Source organism: Parabacteroides sp. ZJ-118 (assembly GCF_011038785.1).
In the GTDB taxonomy this organism is placed as follows: domain Bacteria; phylum Bacteroidota; class Bacteroidia; order Bacteroidales; family Tannerellaceae; genus Parabacteroides.
In genome coordinates this window covers 34694-54725 of sequence record NZ_JAAKDT010000011.1, presented here as the reverse complement: position 1 = coordinate 54725, position 20032 = coordinate 34694, and the positions used below count along the sequence as shown (strand labels likewise).

Annotated in this window: 17 protein-coding genes; 6 read left to right on the top strand and 11 right to left on the bottom strand. The window is 47.1% G+C overall.

Annotated features, from left to right (window positions below):
- Window positions 1–7: 7 nt before the first annotated feature.
- A complete protein-coding gene (gene pdxB / locus G7Y39_RS05065; protein ID WP_165155690.1) occupies window positions 8–1135 on the bottom strand; it encodes a 4-phosphoerythronate dehydrogenase PdxB in 1128 nt (375 codons plus the stop codon).
- 106 nt (window positions 1136–1241) lie between these two features.
- Complete coding sequence (locus G7Y39_RS05060; RefSeq protein WP_165155689.1) at window positions 1242–2441, bottom strand: MFS transporter; 1200 nt, start codon at window positions 2439–2441, stop codon at window positions 1242–1244.
- A gap of 102 nt (window positions 2442–2543) precedes the next feature.
- Here G7Y39_RS05060 and G7Y39_RS05055 point away from each other — a divergent pair, with 102 nt between their 5' ends.
- The 3 genes from G7Y39_RS05055 to G7Y39_RS05045 are packed head-to-tail and all read left to right on the top strand — an operon-like array spanning window position 2544 to window position 4914.
- A complete protein-coding gene (locus tag G7Y39_RS05055; RefSeq protein ID WP_165155688.1) occupies window positions 2544–3149 on the top strand; it encodes a DUF4254 domain-containing protein in 606 nt (201 codons plus the stop codon).
- Window positions 3149–4177: a glycosyltransferase family 9 protein gene (locus G7Y39_RS05050; protein WP_165155687.1), complete on the top strand. Its 1029-nt coding sequence runs from the start codon at window positions 3149–3151 to the stop codon at window positions 4175–4177. Before G7Y39_RS05055 ends, G7Y39_RS05050 begins: the two co-directional genes overlap by 1 nt.
- Window positions 4174–4914, top strand: a complete 741-nt coding sequence (locus tag G7Y39_RS05045) for a lipopolysaccharide kinase InaA family protein (protein WP_165155686.1) — start codon at window positions 4174–4176, stop codon at window positions 4912–4914. Before G7Y39_RS05050 ends, G7Y39_RS05045 begins: the two co-directional genes overlap by 4 nt.
- A gap of 60 nt (window positions 4915–4974) precedes the next feature.
- Here the strand turns inward: G7Y39_RS05045 and G7Y39_RS05040 are convergent, their stop codons facing one another.
- The gene (locus G7Y39_RS05040; protein WP_241159963.1) at window positions 4975–5679 is read right to left on the bottom strand and encodes a DUF5672 family protein; all 705 of its coding nucleotides are present in this window, start codon (window positions 5677–5679) and stop codon (window positions 4975–4977) included.
- Between the two features lie 301 nt (window positions 5680–5980).
- On the opposite strand from G7Y39_RS05040, the gene G7Y39_RS05035 reads away from it, so the two are divergent.
- Window positions 5981–6844, top strand: a complete 864-nt coding sequence (locus G7Y39_RS05035; protein WP_370520357.1) for a hypothetical protein — start codon at window positions 5981–5983, stop codon at window positions 6842–6844.
- Window positions 6845–6851: 7 nt separating this feature from the next.
- Here G7Y39_RS05035 and G7Y39_RS05030 read toward each other — a convergent pair whose 3' ends face one another.
- The 5 genes from G7Y39_RS05030 to G7Y39_RS05010 form a co-directional block, all read right to left on the bottom strand.
- On the bottom strand, window positions 6852–7487 hold the full coding sequence (locus G7Y39_RS05030; protein WP_165155707.1) for a viroplasmin family protein: 636 nt from the start codon (window positions 7485–7487) through the stop codon (window positions 6852–6854).
- Window positions 7488–7611: 124 nt separating this feature from the next.
- Window positions 7612–8628 (bottom strand): S41 family peptidase, encoded by a 1017-nt coding sequence (locus G7Y39_RS05025; protein ID WP_165155683.1) that lies wholly within the window; start codon window positions 8626–8628, stop codon window positions 7612–7614.
- 11 nt (window positions 8629–8639) lie between these two features.
- Window positions 8640–9509: a DUF3316 domain-containing protein gene (locus G7Y39_RS05020; protein WP_165155682.1), complete on the bottom strand. Its 870-nt coding sequence runs from the start codon at window positions 9507–9509 to the stop codon at window positions 8640–8642.
- A gap of 3 nt (window positions 9510–9512) precedes the next feature.
- Entirely contained in the window at window positions 9513–12155 is a 2643-nt protein-coding gene (locus G7Y39_RS05015; protein WP_165155680.1) for a DNA gyrase/topoisomerase IV subunit A, read from the bottom strand.
- Window positions 12156–12845: 690 nt separating this feature from the next.
- Window positions 12846–14282 carry a Gfo/Idh/MocA family oxidoreductase gene (locus G7Y39_RS05010; protein ID WP_165155678.1) on the bottom strand — a complete coding sequence of 479 codons (1437 nt, stop codon included), beginning with the start codon at window positions 14280–14282 and terminating at the stop codon, window positions 12846–12848.
- 138 nt (window positions 14283–14420) lie between these two features.
- Here G7Y39_RS05010 and G7Y39_RS05005 point away from each other — a divergent pair, with 138 nt between their 5' ends.
- Window positions 14421–15965, top strand: coding sequence for a glycine--tRNA ligase (locus G7Y39_RS05005; protein WP_165155676.1), 1545 nt, complete (start codon window positions 14421–14423; stop codon window positions 15963–15965).
- A 4-nt stretch (window positions 15966–15969) separates the two neighbouring features.
- Window positions 15970–16491 (top strand): FKBP-type peptidyl-prolyl cis-trans isomerase, encoded by a 522-nt coding sequence (locus G7Y39_RS05000; protein ID WP_165155674.1) that lies wholly within the window; start codon window positions 15970–15972, stop codon window positions 16489–16491.
- Between the two features lie 401 nt (window positions 16492–16892).
- On the opposite strand, the gene G7Y39_RS04995 is transcribed toward G7Y39_RS05000, so the two are convergent.
- The 3 genes from G7Y39_RS04995 to G7Y39_RS04985 all read right to left on the bottom strand — a co-directional run bounded on the left by G7Y39_RS04995 (window position 16893) and on the right by G7Y39_RS04985 (window position 20016).
- Window positions 16893–17690, bottom strand: a complete 798-nt coding sequence (locus G7Y39_RS04995; protein ID WP_165155672.1) for a LytTR family DNA-binding domain-containing protein — start codon at window positions 17688–17690, stop codon at window positions 16893–16895.
- A gap of 7 nt (window positions 17691–17697) precedes the next feature.
- Entirely contained in the window at window positions 17698–18465 is a 768-nt protein-coding gene (locus tag G7Y39_RS04990) for a LiaI-LiaF-like domain-containing protein (protein ID WP_165155670.1), read from the bottom strand.
- A gap of 318 nt (window positions 18466–18783) precedes the next feature.
- A complete protein-coding gene (locus G7Y39_RS04985; protein WP_165155668.1) occupies window positions 18784–20016 on the bottom strand; it encodes a glycosyltransferase in 1233 nt (410 codons plus the stop codon).
- Between the last annotated feature and the right edge of the window lie 16 nt (window positions 20017–20032).

Sequence of the window (20032 nt, the reverse complement as noted above, 5' to 3'; positions counted from 1 at the left end):
CGCTATGTCAAATAGTCTCGGGTGTTATACTAAGTCCAAAACCGAGTGCGTTCAGTTTTTGAATTTCTTCCGGTCGGGCATGTAAAACCCGGTAGGCTTTAAACTCTCGAGGATGGTTGTAATGAGACCTGAACCATTCGAACCGTTCTGGTGACTCTCTCAAGGCCCGGTCTACCGCTATGGGATTGAAGGTGGATAAGACAGCCTGTTCGATCCGGAGGCCTTGAAATTGGTCGAGGTCGATCTGCTCGTTGGAAGGAGCGGGAGGAGCCACTTGCCCTATCTCCTCGATCCGTAAGCCTAGATGGCGTTCAATCTGTTCTAGGCACATCCGTGTGCCGTTGGCTTTTCCGTCGGCGGAGAAGCCGGCTATATGCGGGGTGGCTATCGTGGCCTCGGACAATAGCGTGCGATCTATGTCCGGCTCATTTTCCCAGCAATCGATAATCAGATCGCTCACAAGCCCAATTTGTTTGGCTTGTAGTAGAGCAAGGGTATCGCATACGGCTCCTCGGCAACTGTTGATGAACCATGGTTTTCGCTTAAGTTTACCGAAGAAGGTCGTATTGGCGAGATGATAGGTCGGGTATTTCCCCTCTTGGGTCAGCGGGACGTGCAGGGTGATGATATCCGCCTCTGCGGCGATCGTGTCCAGTGGGACGAATCCTTCCACTCCTTCTCGCTCTGCCCGGGGAGGGTCATTTCGGAGTATCCGCATACCCATGGCACCGCAAAACCTTTCCACGACACGGCCTACATGACCTATTCCCACGATCCCGATCGTTTTGCCCTTTAGGCTCTCGCCTCGTTGTAATGCTGTGTGGATCAAGGAAGATAATACGTACTGCCCGACCGATACGGCATTGCATCCCGGAGCGTTTTTCCAGATAATGCCTACCTCCTCGCAATAACGGGTATCGATATGATCGAAACCGATCGTGGCGGTGGTGATCAAACGCACACGGCTGCCCTCCAGCAAGTGGCGTGTACATTTGTCGATACTGCGGACGATCAAGGCATCAGCATCTCGTACGTTCTCGGGTGTGAAATCCTTGGATTCCAAATAAGATACGTCCGCTATCGGCTCCAAGATCCCTTTTAGATAAGGGACCGTGTTATCTGCTATTATTTTCATCTTATTCGCTTGATTATCGTTACGCGATATTAAGTAAAAAACAGGGGATATACAAGTGAAGGGAGTTTCTCCTAGTAGAAACTGTAATGTACTAACAATAGGGTGTCTATCTTAACTTGTGCCGATTGAAATGGGGACCCGCCTTTAGTAAGAAGAACAAGGTGGACAATACCGTAAGGCAAGCGCCGGACAGGTAGGCGTGGTTGAACCCACCCAATTCTTGTGCGATGGCGCCCCCGGCCATCAGCCCAATACCGATACCTATGTCCCAACTAGTTAGATAGGTAGAAGTGGCCGTACCCCGTTGGTTGTTGGGCGCCAGATTTACGAAAAGCGTGTTGAAAGCCGGGAACATGGTTCCGAACGCCACGCCTTGCGAGAGGGCTATACCTATGTAGAGGTAAGAAGAAAATACCGGATTCCAATGCATCAATTCCTTGAGCGCCGCGAGAAGAAAGAATGTGGCCGCCGCCAAATACATCCCGAGGGAGATAACAAGCGTGATCCGCCCTTTATCCACTTGCCGTCCGGAGAACAGGCGAGACACAGCCAGCCCGATCGCCATGAAGGTGAAATAGAGCCCGGAGTTTATGCTGATCCCGATCTCGGCGGCATACATGGCCACATAGGAGGTCGTCATTCCGTAGGGGATGGAAAGCAATAGTAGGGAGATCCCCGCCCAAGTTCCCTTCACCAAGAAAAAACGGTCAAGGGAGATCGGTTCTCGTTTGACCGGTTGCTTATAAGGCGTCTTGACCATATAGGCCATGATAAAGCCAAGGCTTCCGGATAGCAGCGAGCAGGAAAAGATCACGTCGTATGTGAAGTTCCCTTGCAGGAACAGCCCGATCATCGGCCCGAAACTCATAGCGATGTTATTGGCTAGGCCATAATAGCCAATGCCTTCCCCGCGGCGGGAGGAGGGCAGGATATCGATCAGTATCGTATTTCCGGCCACTGTCACCATGCCGAAGGCGAAACCGTGTACGATGCGTAAGGCGATAAAGAGGGTAAGTGCCGTGGCTACCATGTACCCGCCGAATATGGCGGTGAAAATGAAATAAGCTACCAGATATAAGGGACGGCGGGCGAAAGTATCCAGCAAATATCCGGCGAATGGACGGATACAGAGCGCCGCCAGCGTATAGCACGATAAGATAAACCCGATCATGGACCTCCCGATCATGAATTCTTCCTTTAGATAAAAGGGCAAGATTGGCAGGATTAGATAAAATGCGAAAAAAAGCAGGAAATTCGCCGCTAATACATAGCAAAAGCTGGATGTGACGATCTTATCAGTATGCATGGGGACGTATCGTTTATAAATCGTGCGAAGTTAGGTGAATTTATTGAATGAATCTTTATCTTTGCCACACAAAGTAGTTACCGAAAGAAAATAATTGAACTTATGAACTTCAGCGAACAATGTTTCCGGATTTTTGAGCAAGCTACGGAAGCTTATCACGTGACCGATGACGTAGACTCCACGGTGCATAACCCGTATGCGGTAAAAAGCATTGAGTTTTACCTTTATCTAAAGAATTGGATCGATGCCGTGCAATGGCATTTGGAGGACATTATCCGGAATCCGGAGATCGATCCGGTGGAAGCGCTGGCTATCAAACGCCACATCGATAAATCGAATCAAGATCGTACAGATTTGGTGGAGCTAATTGATAGTTTCTTTCTGGATACGTACAAGGGCGTAAAAGTATTGCCGGACGCTACGATTAATACGGAAAGCCCGGCTTGGGCGATTGACCGTCTGTCTATCCTTACGCTAAAGATCTATCATATGCGCGAGGAGGCAAACCGTTCGGATGCCACAACCGAGCATAAGGCCCGTTGCGAGCAGAAACTAGCGGTGCTGGTGGAGCAAAAACAGGACTTGTCTTCGGCGTTGGATCAATTACTGTCTGATATTCGTGACGGTAAGAAATACATGAAAGTATATAAGCAAATGAAGATGTATAACGACCCGGCTTTGAATCCGGTATTGTACGGTAAGAAATAATGGCAGACATATTAGTAATACGACTTTCCGCTATCGGGGATGTGGCGATGACCGTTCCTGTTATCTATTCCGCTGCCAAGGCGAACCCGGAGGACTCTTTTACGGTATTGACACAAGCTTTCTTGGTCCCGGTATTTATGAATCGGCCTGGGAACGTGAACGTGATCGGTATTAATACGAAGACCACGGAGAAGAATTTGGCGGGGTTGCTCCGTTTTACCTCTGCGCTGGTAAAGTACGATTTCGACTTGGTACTGGATTTGCATGACGTATTGCGAACCATGATCATCCGCACGTTTTTCCGCTTGAACGGCAAGCGGGTATTTGTCGTGGATAAGGCCCGGAAAGACCGCGCGCGGTTGACCGACGCGGAGCATAAGCAATTTAAACAACTTCGCCCGGTGATTGAATGTTATGCGGATGTTTTCCGTAACGCCGGACTTAATTATATGGAGACATTTACGTCGCTGTTTGAGTCCTCCGCGCCGGATTTATCCGCCTTGGAACCTCTTGCGGGAATGAAGACCGGAAAATGGATCGGCATCGCCCCTTTCGCCAAGCACCGGGGAAAGATTTATCCGGTCGATGAGATGGAGCAAGTCGTGGCCAAGCTTTCAGAGAGAGAGGATCTTACGATCTTTCTGTTTGGTGGTCGCGGTTACGAGGAGGCTGTCCTGGAGCAATGGGCTTTTGAACATCCCCGGGTAAAAAGCGTGGCGGGTAAATATGCCTTGGATCATGAGCTGGCCTTGATCAGCCGGTTGGATCTGTTGCTTTGTATGGATTCTGCCAATATGCATTTCGCCTCCTTGGTCGGTACGCGGGTACTTTCTATTTGGGGCGCTACCCATCCTTATGCTGGATTTTACGGATATCATCAAGATCCGAAAGATTGTATCCAGCAGTTGGATCTGCCTTGTCGCCCTTGTTCCGTATTCGGCCAAAAGCCCTGTTACCGGGGAGATTGGGCCTGTATGTCCGAGATCACGCCGGAGCAGATCGTTGAAAAGATAGAACTTTCTTTATGAAGATTGTGATCCATCCGAAATATGCGTATCTAAGCGATTTCATACATCGTATTCCGAGCCTCTTTGAGCAGGAAGGCACGATCATTTATGTGGGCAGGAATTTGATAAAAACTTTTGATGTCGAGGGGCAGGTCTTAAATGTCAAGCGGTTTAAGAGGCCTCATCCTTTGAATCGCTTGGTATATACCCTGTTTCGTCCCTCGAAGGCGAGGCGGGCCTATACCTATGCCTTGCGATTGTTGGAGAAGGGAATAGAGACCCCGGAGCCGGTCGCTTATATCCTATGTAAGGAGGGAGGGGTGTTGGGATGGAGTTATTTTATCAGTATCCAGGTTCCGGCCTCTTACCATACCTTGTATGAGATCAGTCAAGGTCCGCTGGTAGAAAATGAGGATGTTTTTCAGGCTTTGGGGGGGTATACAGCCCATTTGCACCAAAAAGGGGTTTATCATAAAGACTACTCTCCGGGAAATATCTTATATCGTAGGGACTGTAAAGGAGTTCGTTTTGTCCTGATCGACATAAACCGGATGTCATTTGGCGCTGTCTCTTTGAGGCGAGGGTGTGCTAATTTCGCCCGTATATGGGGACGGGAAGCCGCTTTCCGCATCTTGGCGGAAAGTTATGCGGATACCTTACGGGTAGATAGGGAAAGATGCGTAAGGCTCGTGCTCCGTTATCGGAAAACGTTTTGGCATCGGTACGCTAGAAAACATCCCGTGAAGTTCGAGATGTAGGCGTTTAACGTGCTTTTTTCGACCGGGAACTCCATTCGGTGATGTGCGGGCGATCGCTTTCTAGCTTGATGACCGTCTCTTTGCGCGCATAATACTTGGTTGAAAAGGGATGAAACGTGTCCAAAAATTTCTCATTTTTCGTTTATACCAAGCATGGCATCCGAATGGCAATTGCTTGTTATTCATTTTGAAACATAAGTCCGGGTATTTGTCGAAGGCAAAGCGGAGTGCTTCTTGGACCGATGGATACAGGAACCTTTCGGCTTCTGTGGCCCAAAATGCATCCTCATTATATAGGTGATGACGCTTTTGTGCCAGATAAAAGCGGATACGCTCTTTTTGCTCCTGTGTCACACGGTAATGGCTGGCTGTTTTCCGGAGGGATAATCCTCCATTCCCTATTTTGTTGTATAAATCTTGCTTGGATGGCTCTCCCCGGAATTTATGATAAGCGTGTATCAGGCGCATGATACCGGATAAGATCGGGTATTGGTATATTTTACGTTGTAACCAAGGAGCTCCGATATAATCATACCCCTGTCCGCACCAATCCGTCAGAGCGTCATAGAAGACATAGGCGTCCAGTTGATATATGAGGATATAGTCGCTATCGAGAAAACGCTCATAGAAATCGCTTGATAACATCAATCGGTTGTAGCCACTGATCCCCTTAAAGTAGAAGTCGGGAAATGAGACGAACGTAATGGCCGGATGTGTATTCGCCAGCTCCGACAAATCCAGTGACTCTGGTTTGACAACTACCAAAGGATATGCCTTTAAGATTTTGTATGCTTGTGAGAGAGAGAGCCTTTCTTCTTTTGAAAAGGTCGCCTTATAAATCGGTATGACTACTTTTACTAAACTCACGTTACCTTGTATATTGAATAGAATATCTTTGTGGGGAACAAACATAACTAAAAACATTAATTTTCTTATGGCTAGGCTTGAGAAAATTTTGATTTAAGATTTTTATGTTTACTTTTACACACCCAAAAGTGGAGCGATAGCTGAGTCATCTGATTTTTGGTGTGCGTTTTGCCTTGTTGAGGCGATAATTTAAAAGAGGGTGCTTGTTATGTGGATGAGGATTGTCCTTTTGTTTATTTTAAGCCTATATATATCTTTCCCCGCGGGGGCGGAAAGTTGGCGGGATAAGACCGCTCTGCTGGTTTATTCACCTCGTTATTTCGGGGCGAACGCTTTTCCGCTTCCGGTGCTGACGGGGGGGGATTTGTCCGACCGTTGGGAGCTGGAGTTGCGCGGCGAGTATCATACGATGCCGGGCGATCAGACAAAAGATATTTTCGCTCGTGTTTATGTACCTATCGCGCAGGGACGTGCGGGTGTGGTGGTGAGCGGCGTGATACAGGAATGGTATAAGACTTCGGAGGCTGTGCGCGACGAGCGTAATGCGGTGGAGACAAGTTCGCCTATTCGTTGTTTCGGCGATGTAATCGTCAATTGTTATTACCAAGTGTTGCGAAACAAGCGCTGGGCGGATGTCGTCGTGAGTGTGAATTTGAAGACGGCGAGTGGCGGGCGTTTATGTGACGCTCGATTTACGGATGCGGCCGCTTATTGGTTTACGGCTGAGGCTGGCCGGATGTTGTGGGAAGATACGTCTCGATCTGCCTGGGTCCGTTTGCAGGGGCTGGCAGGCTTTTACTGCTGGATGACCAATGATTTGATACATCGTCAAAATGATGCCTTTTGCTATGGGATTGGTCTGAGCGGTTGTTTCAAAGGACTTTCGCTGAGTTGGGATTGCTCCGGTATCCGAGGGTATAAAGGCAATGGGGATCGACCGATTGTTTTACGTTCTACGTTAAGCTATGAGATAAAGAAGAACATCCTTTCGTTTGGTTATAAGCATGGAATACAAGATTATTTGTATGATAGCTTTTCCTTGGCTTATACCCGTTGTTTTTGACAGGTAATCATTTCCTTCCGAAATCTGCCGGGATCTCTCCCCATACGGATGTCTCCCATTTGAGGATCCGGGTGGTATAGGTGTGGGTGTTCAACCATTTCTCGGCCCGCTCGATGAGGTCGAAGATCGGTTCGTTGATCGGTTTACGCTCCAATAGCGTTTTGCATTTCTTTTTCTTGACCCAGTTGATGGCGTTGCGGCTATCCGAATAGATCGGTAGGTCGCTTCCTTTTTGCTGCAGCAAGGCGAGGCCGTGTACCAAGGCGAGGAATTCCCCGACATTGTTCGTACCCTCCTGCAGCGGGCCGATATGGAAGATCTCTTGTCCGGTAGCGGTATAAACACCTCTGTACTCCATATTCCCAGGATTGCCGCTACAGGCGGCGTCTACGGCAAGACTCTCATTGATGGGCCTCCCGATCGGGGCTCCCGGCGCGAGACGGGCCGCGGCTCTCGGAGAAGAGGCAGTCTTCAGGTAACGGGTATAGCCGGCCTCGAAGGCTTTGGCGGCCTCCTCCCGGTTCTCGAAGGATTTATACTTGGCCCCCTCTTGCCCCTCTACCTGTGCCTTGCATTCCGCCCAGTTATCATAGATTCCCGGGTTTAACCCTTTCCATACGACATAAAACTTATTCTTGGCCATGGCGTTGAACTTATCTATAAATTCTCTCATCGAATCTAGATCTGTCTACGGGGCAAAATTACATAAAAACGGCGACTTTTATGCGGGCTGGATAAAAATACTGTTTTTTAGCGAAGCCTTATCCTTATCCCTCCTCAGTCTTTGACAAGAGGTAGGCGATCGCCGCCTCGATAATCGTATCTTTACCTTTCTCGATATCTTCTTGGGTCATAGATACCTTGTGTGTGGGGTCGATACCGAATTCTGTATGCTGTTTGTTTACGTCCAGCATGGGAGATGCGGAGAAACGGACACCCCAGCCGTTGGGCAACTCGGAGTTGAAGGGGAAACCACTACCGCCTCCGGTACGATCCCCCATCGTCGTTACATAAGGCATCATGCGTACTTTCTGTACGAAATCGTTGGCGGCGCTGTAGCAATGGCGGTTTGTTAAGACCACGACAGGACGCAACCAGCGGATACGCTCGGAAGGTGAGAGATAGAGGGGATAAGGTTCGGAAAAGTCATGGTGTCCTTTACCTGTCTTATGCCGGATATAGCCGGTCAGTATCTTTTCCTCCAAGAAACGGGAAGCGATGCGATCGGCGTTTGATAACATACCTCCGCCATTATCCCGGATATCGAAGATCAAGCCTTTGCAATCCTTGAATTGATAGAATATATGATCCAAACCGCTCTCGCCGGCCGAACTGGAAAAGCTACCGTAGTAAATATACCCGATCTGCCCGTCACACAATGTCGTGTATTTAAGTCCTCCGGCGATTGAGTAGTCCCTTCCGAGATAATTCTCTTGTATGTCCGAGTCGAAGTTTTCCGGATAATCGAGGTACCAATCCCAATAGCGGGACATATTGAAGGTAGATATCAAATTGGTATGCCCGTCTTTCAGCTCGTTTAGCATGTTGCCTAATACGTCGAATAAGACGTATTGGCTCATCGTATCGCTTATCTGCGTTTTATAGCGGTCGTGAACCTCGTTCCAATCCATCTCCTTGTATTCGAAGAAGCAGTAATTCTCATCCAATATTTTCCAGAGTGCCTCAAAATTCTCCTGTGGGGAGGCTACGTATTCGTCTGATTTCTCACATCCGGCAAACAGGAATCCGAGAGATATACATATATATGTAAGGTATCGTTTCATTTGATTTCCTTTTAATAATAAGCGCTTCTGGCCTGCTGGGTATTCTTTAGGCGCTTTCCTCCGAAAGCGATAAATTCTTTCACGAGGCCGATCATAAAAGAGTGAGAGATCATATGAGACTGTATCCCATTGACATCCGTACGATAAGAGCTGTTTAGATAACCTGCCCGTATCGTGAAATCACAAACCGGGAAATCAACCGTGAAAAAGTTCTTCATGGCGAATTTATTATGGAAGGAGTTGAATTGTACCACTCCCGAGGCGTTCCCCAGATTGAAGATCTCATAATACGATTGCCCGTAATGGGGGGAAAATAAAATACCGGCGAAGGGGATCGTGAACTGGTAGCGTAGCGTCATGAGATATTCCTTGACGCATAACTTATAGATCGCCATGGCGGAGATGTTCAAATCGATATCCGCTTTCGCCGAGGCCGGGTTATTCCCGTTGCGGGTATTGTAAATAAAACCACCCATGCCATGCACGGCACCACCCGCCAGAAGCTTTAAATCCGGCAATACCGCGGGCAAATGATAATGGTATCCCAGCGTATAATCAATAAAACCCGCGAGATCCGTAGCGGTAGAGGCTGCATTATCCGTGTTCGCCAGATCGACACTTATGATTTGCTGCCTGGATACCTGATAGTTTGCCAGCCGGACCCTTTTCATCCGTTCATTCATTACCCGTAATCCGGGGCCTGTATAGTTCTTATCTTCCATGCTGGGAGACAAGTAGGTGTCCATTAGGTTGTAACTTCCTATACCGATCATCGTCCCGCTGTTGATAGACCAAGGGATCTCGCTTCCACCGGACTGGGCCTTGGCCGGTGACGCGATAAACAGCAGGAGCAAACCGATTAAACAGGTAATAGCTTTCATAGGTTATTTGTCAAACAATTTCATCTGTCCCGTAATTTCATCGATAATATCCGTGTCGCTCTGCCCGTCGTCAGTATCGCTGCCGGCCTCATTGGCTTCGGCATCGCCTGATTCTGGTGCGTTTTCGGAAGGGACGAAGCGATTTGGTTCCAGCTCATTGATGGTCTCAATCTCAAATGTGGAGATTCGTTTACCTTTGGCTTTGAAGCCTTTCACCGCGATAAATTCGTCAGCATCGAGGACAAGCGCTTCCCGGAAGGCATCATGGCCTCCGAAGATCACCTCGATACGAGGGTAGACCTCATCCGTAAGCAACATCAAGCGGTTCTTCGGATTCTCTCCCAGGAAATTCTGCTTCCGTGTGTTTACCTCCAACAGGAATCGCTTGATGTAATAATATTTCTGATCTGCGTCGTATAATACGGCAGTCCATATCTTGCTCGGCCGGTATTTCTCGATGACCATAATATTGGACTCGTAGTGATTGCTAAGATCGAAATTCGTGGCGTAGAAATCGCCGTTCGGCAGGATCACTAATATTTGATCGTTGCTGTGGAACTCGCCTAGCTCTTCTCCCCGTCCATCGTAATTCAACCGGAGTACGTCCCAGTCGAACCATACTTCCCGTCCGCCCAAGGTGGAAGAGCCTTTCTGCTTGAGGCTGATCTTGTGTACTTCCGCTTTCGTCAGGATATTACCTTGAGAACCGCGTCCCTTGATGGCTATCTCGCTGAAGTTCTTCTCGAAGACGAGTAGTTTCTGCCGAGGTTTGGGTTTCAGGATTACCTTGACGGTCTCCGCCTCTCCGTTCGGGTTTGCGCTGAAGTAAAGGACACGGGAGTTTTCCGTACCTTTGGTCAGGTCGTATTCCCGGTCGCGTGTAGCGCCTGTGACGGCGAAGCGTTTGATGTAATTATATCCGAACTTGCCGTCCCGGTATACGACATTGTAGATGGTGCGGTTGTCATTACGCTCAAATATGTTGACATATAGAGTATCTTTACCGATAAAGATCTTATCCGCTACCTTAACGATCTTATAAGTACCGTTGCGATAGAAGATGATGACGTCGTCTATATCCGAGCAGTTGCATATGAACTCGTCCTTTTTCAGTCCCATGCCGATGAAACCTTCTTGACGGTTGATATACAATTTCTCGTTCGCCTCCGCGACCTTGGTCGCCTCGATCGTGTCGAAATTGCGTATCACGGTATGGCGAGGGTAAGCCTTGCCATATTTCTCTTTCAGCATAGCAAACCAATCGATGGTATAGTCGACGATATGTTCCAGCTTATCATTGATCTTGGCGATTTGTTCCAGGGTCTGGGCGATGAACTCGTTACTCTTGTCGGAGTTGAACTTTAAGATGCGTCCCATCTTGATCTCCATGAGTTTCAAGATATCGTCCCGGGTGACTTCACGGATAAATTGAGGCTTGAACGGCTCCAAACGAAGATCGATATGAGATACCGCCTCGTCCATGTCTTTAGCGTTCTCGAACTCCGGATCCTTATAAATGCGTTCCTCGATAAATATCTTTTCCAGGGAGGCGAAGAACAGGGCCTCCTCTTGCTCTTGTTTCTGGATCTTGAGTTCTTCCCGTAAAAGCTCCAGCGTACGATCCGTGGAGTGGCGGAGCACATCGCTGACCGTAAGGAAATGCGGCTTGCCCTCCTTGATCACACAGCAGTTCGGGGAGATACTGATCTCACAATCCGTAAAGGCGTATAGGGCATCGATGGTCTTGTCTGAAGAGACTCCCGGAGCGAGATGCACCAAGATCTCAACATCCTTGGCGGTATTATCGTCTACCTTCTTGATCTTGATCTTCCCCTTATCGTTCGCTTTTAGGATGGACTCGATCACGATAGAGGTCGTTTTTCCATACGGGATCTCCGAGATCGCCAATGTCTTATTATCGAGCTTGCTGATTTTCGCGCGGACTTTTACCGATCCGCCTCGTTCTCCATCATTATATTTGGCTATGTCGATAGAGCCGCCTGTCTGGAAATCCGGGTATAACGCGAATTCCTCTCCCCGTAGGTAGGCGATGGAAGCGTCTAATAACTCATTGAAATTATGAGGAAGTATCTTGGAAGACAGGCCTACGGCGATACCTTCCACACCCTGTGCCAGCAATAGAGGGAATTTTACCGGCAAGGTAACCGGTTCCTTATTACGTCCGTCGTAAGAAAGCTGCCAAAGGGTTGTCTTGGGATTGAATACGGTCTCCAAGGCAAACTTGGAAAGGCGAGCCTCTATATAACGGGGAGCTGCGGCTCCGTCTCCCGTCAGGATATTACCCCAGTTCCCTTGGCAATCGATCAATAGATCCTTTTGTCCCAATTGCACCAAGGCATCTCCGATAGAGGCGTCTCCGTGAGGGTGGAACTGCATAGTGTGACCCACGATATTCGCTACCTTGTTATACCGCCCGTCATCCAACCTTCTCATGGAGTGCAGGATACGTCGTTGTACGGGCTTCAGTCCATCGTTGATATGCGGAACGGCCCGTTCCAAGATCACGTAGGAAGCGTAGTCCAGGAACCAGTTCTGGTACATCCCAGACAAATGATAGGTCGTGACACGTGCGTCCCCTTTTCCCTTATCCTCGATATAATCGTCTTCTTTATCTTCCGGTCTCATAAAAAATCCAGTTCTTTCTACACAACGCTATTGCGACAGATTGCTAACAGGGTGTAAATATAGCAAATTCTATTTTATTTCTTTGATAATTTGGCTGACAACATACGAACGGCGCCTCACTTTTCCATGATGATTAGCTATGTCGACTAGGTTTTGACATTTTGTAAACGAAAGTCCCGGAGAATCGATTATTCCGGGCCAAGGGACAGGGACTCTTCAAATTCACGTTAAAATATATTTAATCAATTCATCTTTAATCATATACGGAAAAGCGCCCTTTCATTCTAGCGAAAATCATTCATCCGAAAGCGTATCCATTGACTTCTTTGGGCGATTCCATTGGGTTACGACTGGGTTCTAACGAGGTTACAATGCCCATTCACGGCTGTTGACAACCCTATTCATGATGGTTTACAATGCCCAACGGCAGCGTTGGAAGTTGCTCAACGCGACTAAATGTGTAGGCTTTTGCCACCTTTTGCGCCTGAAAGTGGGGATATTTCCACCTAAAAGCGCGTTTCATGGCTCCTCTTGGCTTCTGGTTTGGCCGATCTTGGGGATGTCGTTGTCACGATTTACCCATAAAAAGAATCAGAAAGAAAGGAATAGGGCGATTTGGGTGACTAGATCATAGGGGAGAATTGAAAGCTAAAGCGATAAACAAATAACTTTCAATTCTCCAGGTTTGAATTAAATGGTATAGTATTGTTCCCATCCTTTGCGAGGTGGTACTCCGCACAGCATCTTATTCGCCTCCGGATCGTTCGTGATCTGTTTCGTGTCACGGTCGAAGACGAGCTTGCGGTTCAAACGCTGAGCCAATACGCCGAGACAGAATACCTGACTCAATGGGCCGGCGATAGAGAACGGCGAGCGGGTTTTCTCCTTACCCATACAACTTAGCAAAAAGTTCGCGAAATGGTTAGACGGGCTTTTCGGTACTTCCGGTAAGCGGGATTCCATCTCTTTCGCTTTCTCATCCGGGATGATAGATAAGGTGCTCCCGTGAGATCCCCCCTTGAAGGTTAATTCTTTCGAGTAGATTTCCTTACCCGGGTTCAACTTCGCCGGTTGGATCTTGCCGCCGGCTACGGTCGGGATGTTCGGATCAAGCTCCGATACGCCGTAACCTTCCGGTACGGCGGGGATATTGTCCAGCCCATCGTACCAAGTGATATCCACGGCCGGCATATTCCCTCTTTCCGGGAATCTAAACAAAAGGGTGGACGACATCGGGAAGAAGAACGGGTTATGATCTTTCAAATAGAGCGGATTTACCTCCGTAGGTAACCCCAGATCCAGAAACTCATGCGCCGTATCCAGAATATGAGCGCCCCAGTCCCCTAACGCACCCATTCCGAAATCATACCAGCAACGCCATTGCCCCAGATGATAATCATGGTTGTAATCGTGATATTGAGCCACACCGATCCAAGTATCCCAATCCATCGTGGCGGGAACCGGCTCTCCCATAGGCATATGCCTAATGTTCGGGTTCCAGCCGTGCCAGCGGCGGGAGTTGTTCATGTGAGCGGTGATCGCTGTCACGTCCTTGATGATACCAGCTTCTTTCCATGCCTTGAATTGGAAATAGTTCGCCTCGGAATGTCCTTGGTTACCCATTTGGGTGACAACGCCGTATTTCTTGGCCCCACGCATCATGATCTCTATTTCTTGGAACGTGCGGGCCATCGGTTTCTCTACATATACATGTTTGCCGTGTGCCATCGCCTCGATCGTGATCGGGAAGTGGGAATGATCCGGTACGCCTACGCTTACGGCATCGATCTTGTCCGCCATCCGGTCGAACATTGTGCGGAAGTCCTGAAAACGGGCCGCTTTCGGGAACATGTTGATAAGCTCTTGCGTGTGCGGGGCTCCCATGTCCACGTCGCAGAGAGCTACTACGTTACATAGGCCTGTGTTATACAATTCCTTGGCGATCTCGCCCCCTCGTTGTCCGATGCCGATGAACGCTATATTTACCCGGTCATTGGCGCTGATTAGCGGGGAAGTAGGTAGGACATGTCCGTGCGCGGGTGTCCAGAATGACGGGATAGCCGATACCGCCGATAAGGTTAACGCTCGCTTCAAGAACGAGCGGCGTGAGATTTCTTCTGATTTCATGGTATTATCTTGTTTAAATTATACTGTTTGCGCAGACACTAACGATTTACGTCGTAAATATACAAAACTTTCTATAGTTACGGAAAAAATTACTTACTTTGTGGCCTTAATGATGGATCAATAGCAAATTAGTATAGTATGGCACAAGAAGATGTATTTAAGAAATTAGTTTCACACTGTAAGGAGTATGGTTTCGTATTTCCCTCCTCGGAGATTTATGACGGACTGGGAGCGGTATACGATTACGGCCAGTATGGTGTTGAGTTAAAGAATAATATAAAGAAATATTGGTGGGATAGCATGACGCTGCTGCATGAGAATGTGGTGGGTATCGATTCCGCTATTTTTATGCACCCTACTATCTGGAAAGCTTCCGGCCATGTTGACGCTTTTAATGATCCGTTGATCGATAACAAGGACTCGAAGAAACGTTACCGTGCGGACGTCTTGATCGAGGACCATTTGGGCAAGATCGAGGAGAAAATGAATAAGGAAGTGGCGAAAGCCGCCAAGAAGTTTGGCGACGCTTTCGATGAGGCGAAGTTCCGTGAGACGAATCCTCGCGTGTTGGAGCAGCAAGCGAAATGGAACGAGATCCATGAGCGTTATAGCAAGGCGATGAACGAGTCTAACTTCGAGGATCTTCGCCAATTGATCTTGGATTGCGAGATTGTTTGCCCGATTTCCGGGACTCGTAACTGGACGGAGGTCCGCCAGTTCAACTTGATGTTCTCTACGGATATGGGTTCTACCGCTGATGGTGCGATGAAGGTTTATCTTCGTCCGGAGACAGCTCAAGGTATTTTCGTGAATTTCTTGAACGTGCAGAAGACCGGCCGTATGAAGATCCCGTTTGGTATCGCTCAGATCGGTAAGGCGTTCCGTAATGAGATCGTGGCTCGTCAGTTTATCTTCCGCATGCGCGAGTTCGAGCAAATGGAGATGCAATTCTTTGTTCGTCCGGGAGAGGAGATCGAGTGGTTTAAGAAATGGAAGTCTACTCGCTTGAAGTGGCATAAAGCTCTTGGTTTGGGCGATGAGAAGTATCGCTATCACGATCATGAGAAATTGGCTCACTATGCTAACGCGGCCACGGATATCGAGTTCGAGATGCCGTTCGGATTCAAGGAAGTGGAAGGTATTCACAGCCGTACGAACTTCGACCTAAGCCAGCATGAGAAATTCTCCGGCAAGAAGATACAGTATTTCGATCCGGAATTGAACCAGAGCTATACGCCATATGTAATCGAGACCTCGATCGGGGTAGATCGTGTATTCTTGAGTATCATGGCAGGTTCTTACTGCGAGGAGACATTGGCGAATGGCGAGAACCGCGTGGTATTGAAATTGCCCGCAGCCTTGGCTCCGATCAAGTTGGCTGTATTGCCACTGGTAAAGAAGGATGGCCTGCCTGAGAAAGCGGAGGAGATTATGAATAGGTTGCGTTTCGACTTCCGTTGCCAATACGACGAGAAGGATTCTATCGGTAAGCGTTATCGCCGTCAAGATGCGATCGGTACCCCGTATTGTATTACGGTAGATCATGACACCTTGAAGGATAATTGCGTAACGATCCGTTTCCGTGACACGATGGAGCAAGAGCGTGTAAGCATCGATAAGCTTCACGACATTATCACGGAGAAGGTGAGTCTGAAGAATTTATTGAAAAAGGTAATAGAGTAAACGGATGAAGAAGTACTGGTACATTGCGTTGATGTTGTTTTGCGTGCTCATGATCACCTCTTGTGGGGATGATGAAGAGACACTAGAGGTGGATGAGGTTTGGAAGGTCCAGAACGAGGAGGCTTTTCAAGCCCAGATGCTGGTTCCAGGTTTCGAGCAGTTGAAATCTCAAAGTAACGCCGGATTTATTCTTTACAAGGTCTTGAAGACAGGGGAGAGTAAGGAGCCGATTTATTATACGAGTAAGGTGGAGCTTTACTATAAAGCCTCTTTTATTGATGGAACAGTTTTTCAAGATAAATCATATGAAGCTGGAGCTCCATATACAACGAAAGAAGGCGTTTTTGAATTTATTGATGGTTTTTCTACGGCTTTGCAAAATATGCATCCAGGAGATTGTTGGGAGGTTTGGATACCTCAGCAACTTGGATATGGCTCTGCTGGTGATAAGAGAGGCGATGTGATAATTAAGCCTTATACAACTTTAATCTATGAGATAGAGGTAGTAAGAATTATTGAAGAGTGAATGGTTCCCTTGCATTCTATGAGTTTATTTAATGATTTATGGAATGATAAAATCAAGGATATGTTAGTGCCTCTATTAATAAAAAGCGGCTGCCTCTTGGTTCAAGAGGTGGCCGCTTCTGGACTCTTGCGGATGGAAATAAGAGCATCCTATATAAACAATTAAAGCCTGTCTCCCGACAAGCCCTAACCAAACTTTGTTAACCTTAAATCTAATACTATTATGAAAAAACCACAATGCAAAGGTACGCTCGTCAAGACCTTTTGTCAAGTCTTTTGCGGCTAATATATGTTAAGTAACATATTGATGCTTGCCAAAAAGTGTTACGTAATACAAAACTCTATATATTATGATCAAAATCTTCTAATTTTAATGATGATTAGATCCCTTTTATAGGAGTGCTAAAGGGAAAGACGCTCTTTGAGCAGCTTATATCCTGCGCTACTGGCGCGAAGATAGGTTCCATCTTTTAACCGTACTTGATAGGTTTCTTTTCCGAATAATTCCACTCGCAATATCTGTTCTGTATTTACAATATAGGAGCGATGGATACGTACGAACTCCGGAGAAGGTAGGCTTCGTTCGAAATACTTCATGGTTTGTTCCTTCACGTGCTGACCGGAGGTGGTGAATAAGGTCACATAGTCGCCACATGCTTGTAAATAGAATATCTCCTTTATCGGGATGATGTGAATACGTGTCCCGTCTTTTACGGATATACGGTCCAGCATCTCCTCCGGAATGGTAGCCGGCGGAGGAGATGCCGTATCTTCTTCCATTTGTCTCACGATAGACTCCGCCTCGCTCTTTCTTTCCCGGCTGGCATACCATTGGGATAGAATGGTCCATGCCATTAGGCCGAACAGGAACCGGAAAGGAATCGTGATCGAGAATTCCTCCCAATCTTCCCATTCGAATATTTGTAGCAAGACCGAGCATCCGGCTATGCAGGCGATTTGTACGAGTACGGCGAAAGCCACTCGTGCTTGCATGATATGCAACGTACATTGTACATACCAAAGGTAATATCCCGCTACGGCGAACAATGCGATGGAAAGCAGGCTGTCGACCAACGTGATGCTCAACGGAAGATCGCCGTAAAGAGTTAATAACGCGCATTGGATCACTATGGCTAAAAGTAGTAATAGGCTTCCTAGTCCTTTATGTAATATGGATGTTGTAATAGGATGTTCTTGCATGATGAGTTTAGTCCCTTAGTTCAAGGCCGCTGAATGACAGGTCTCCACATACGCATAGTGTATGCGTCATATCAGTTGCTTCTGTCAGTTCCCTCATATCTTGGCATCCAGCCAAGAAAGAACCAACCTTCAGACGAACCAACCATCCTTTAGGGACGTATATTACTACGCCGCTGAAGGAACTATCTATGTTTATGATGGTTTCATCGGCCTCTAATGTTGTTTTTTTAAGATCAAGAATCACGTTGCCGAAAGATACGTCTATGTCCGCCCCCTTGAATACGGGATCCAGCACGATGTGTCTTACCGAGTTGAATGTGGCGTTAACCGATACGAAACCGTTATCAGTCTCATTGTTGATCTCATCGTTAGGCTTTCCGTTCCCGAAAGGGGGATGGTTAAAAGGACGTTTATGCTTTTTCGAACGGATAGAATCTTTGCGCTTCAGTATGATGACCAATCCTAACAGGATTAATCCTAATGGCCAATATATACGTAAGAAATCGTTCGTGATCCAATTTAACTGCGGGAAAAGAAAATAGACTCCCACGCCCACAAGGAGCATGCCCCCTACCGGATTACGGTGGAAAATCGTAAAGATGCCCAACACGACAAGCAGCATCGGCCAAGATACAAGCAAGTCAAATAAGGATGGATCTATCATTCCTAGATTCCGCAGTAAAAATAATATACCGACGATGATAAATAACGTAGCGATCAGATACCCGTTTGTCTTCTTCTTTTTAAAATCGTTGTCATAATCTTTCATATCCATAAGTCTCATTTTTTTATTTTCACCAAATGTACAGGTTTGTTATTCTATACACAAATAAATACCGCTGATTTCCATACCGCTATCGGTAAATAACCGAATAATCCCGATTAAATAATCAAGGCCTTATGGGAAGCAGACCTTATAAAACAATTAAAGCCTGTCTCCCGACAAGCCCTAACCCAACTTTGTTAACCTTAAATCTAATACTATTATGAAAAAACCACGGTGCAAATGTACGGAGTTACCGTTATTTTGCAATAGTATAAGTGCTAAATTATGTTTTGTAACATGTAATAAAGTCTAATAGGAATTTTGGATTCATTTAAAACTTTCGATAGAGTCGCATATATTCTTTATACCCTCCTCTTTTTGGATCATCTTGCCGATATGAGCGGCATTTTTCTTATAAAGCGGATTGGTGACTAGGTCGCAAACCTTGCGTTCGATCTCCTGCTCGCTTGCTTTCGCTACCTTAAGCCCATCCGGTCCTAACCCCAATTGCTGGATTCGATAGGACCAATAGGGCTGATCGATAATCAACGGAGTGATTAATTGGGGCTTTCCTGCCCTTCCTGCGCTATGAGTCGTACCGCAACCGCCATGATGGATAACACCGTCGCAGTGTGGAAATATCAAATTATGAGGAACGGGCTGTTTCATTAAGAATAAATGTTTATCCGCTTGTAAGGTAATTCCTGTCTTTGCCCAACCGGAACCGATGATGAGCCGATAGTCATGTTTTTTGCAAATATCGGCCAAGGCTTTACTGAAACGGTTACCATCCTTGGAACTACAACTCCCGAGGGTAAAAAAGAGAATAGGGCTTTGAGCGCTGTTGACGAATGACATCATTTCCTCGTAAACTTTCTCATCATATTGAAAAGTATCATTGAAGCAATAACCTCCGATCGCCCATTCGAACGTCCAATCTGGATCTACGTTCCCCAGGTGCTGACTGAAAAGCAAATAATTATATGAATGCTCTCCCGCATGGTAACCAAAATTTCGGATCGGTGCGAGTCCGTATTTAGCCCGGTTCTTGTTGATCGTGTCTTTGACCATGAAATTAGTCATCCGGTTCATCAACTTCCATAGGATCGCAGGAGTGATGATCGGGTTGGGTTTGGGAAATGGCAATACGGCGGGGGGAATCTTCTTACCCGGCAAGAATGGGGCGTAAGCGGTACGTATCAAGGGTTTCTTCCAATATTCGGCGATACTTGCGACCGCGAATTCCGAGTTGGTCGACACTAAGATATCATGCTCTCTTAGTAGGGGAATCAATTGATCAAATTGTTTATCGATTACATCCCGCATCCATTTAAGGAATGGCCGGAATTTATGTGAGTTTTGCGCTGCGCTATCGATCATGCCGCCGATATCGTCAAACTGCTGTAATACGTATTTGAATCCGTAGGGTTTAACGGTATCCTCGAATATTTGAGGGAGATTGATGGTCACCTCATGGCCGCGTCTTTCCAATTCGGCCGCTATGGCCAAATAAGGAAGGACGTCGCCTTGTGAGCCTCTGGTTACTAATAGTATTTTCATGCGATGTTTATTTATG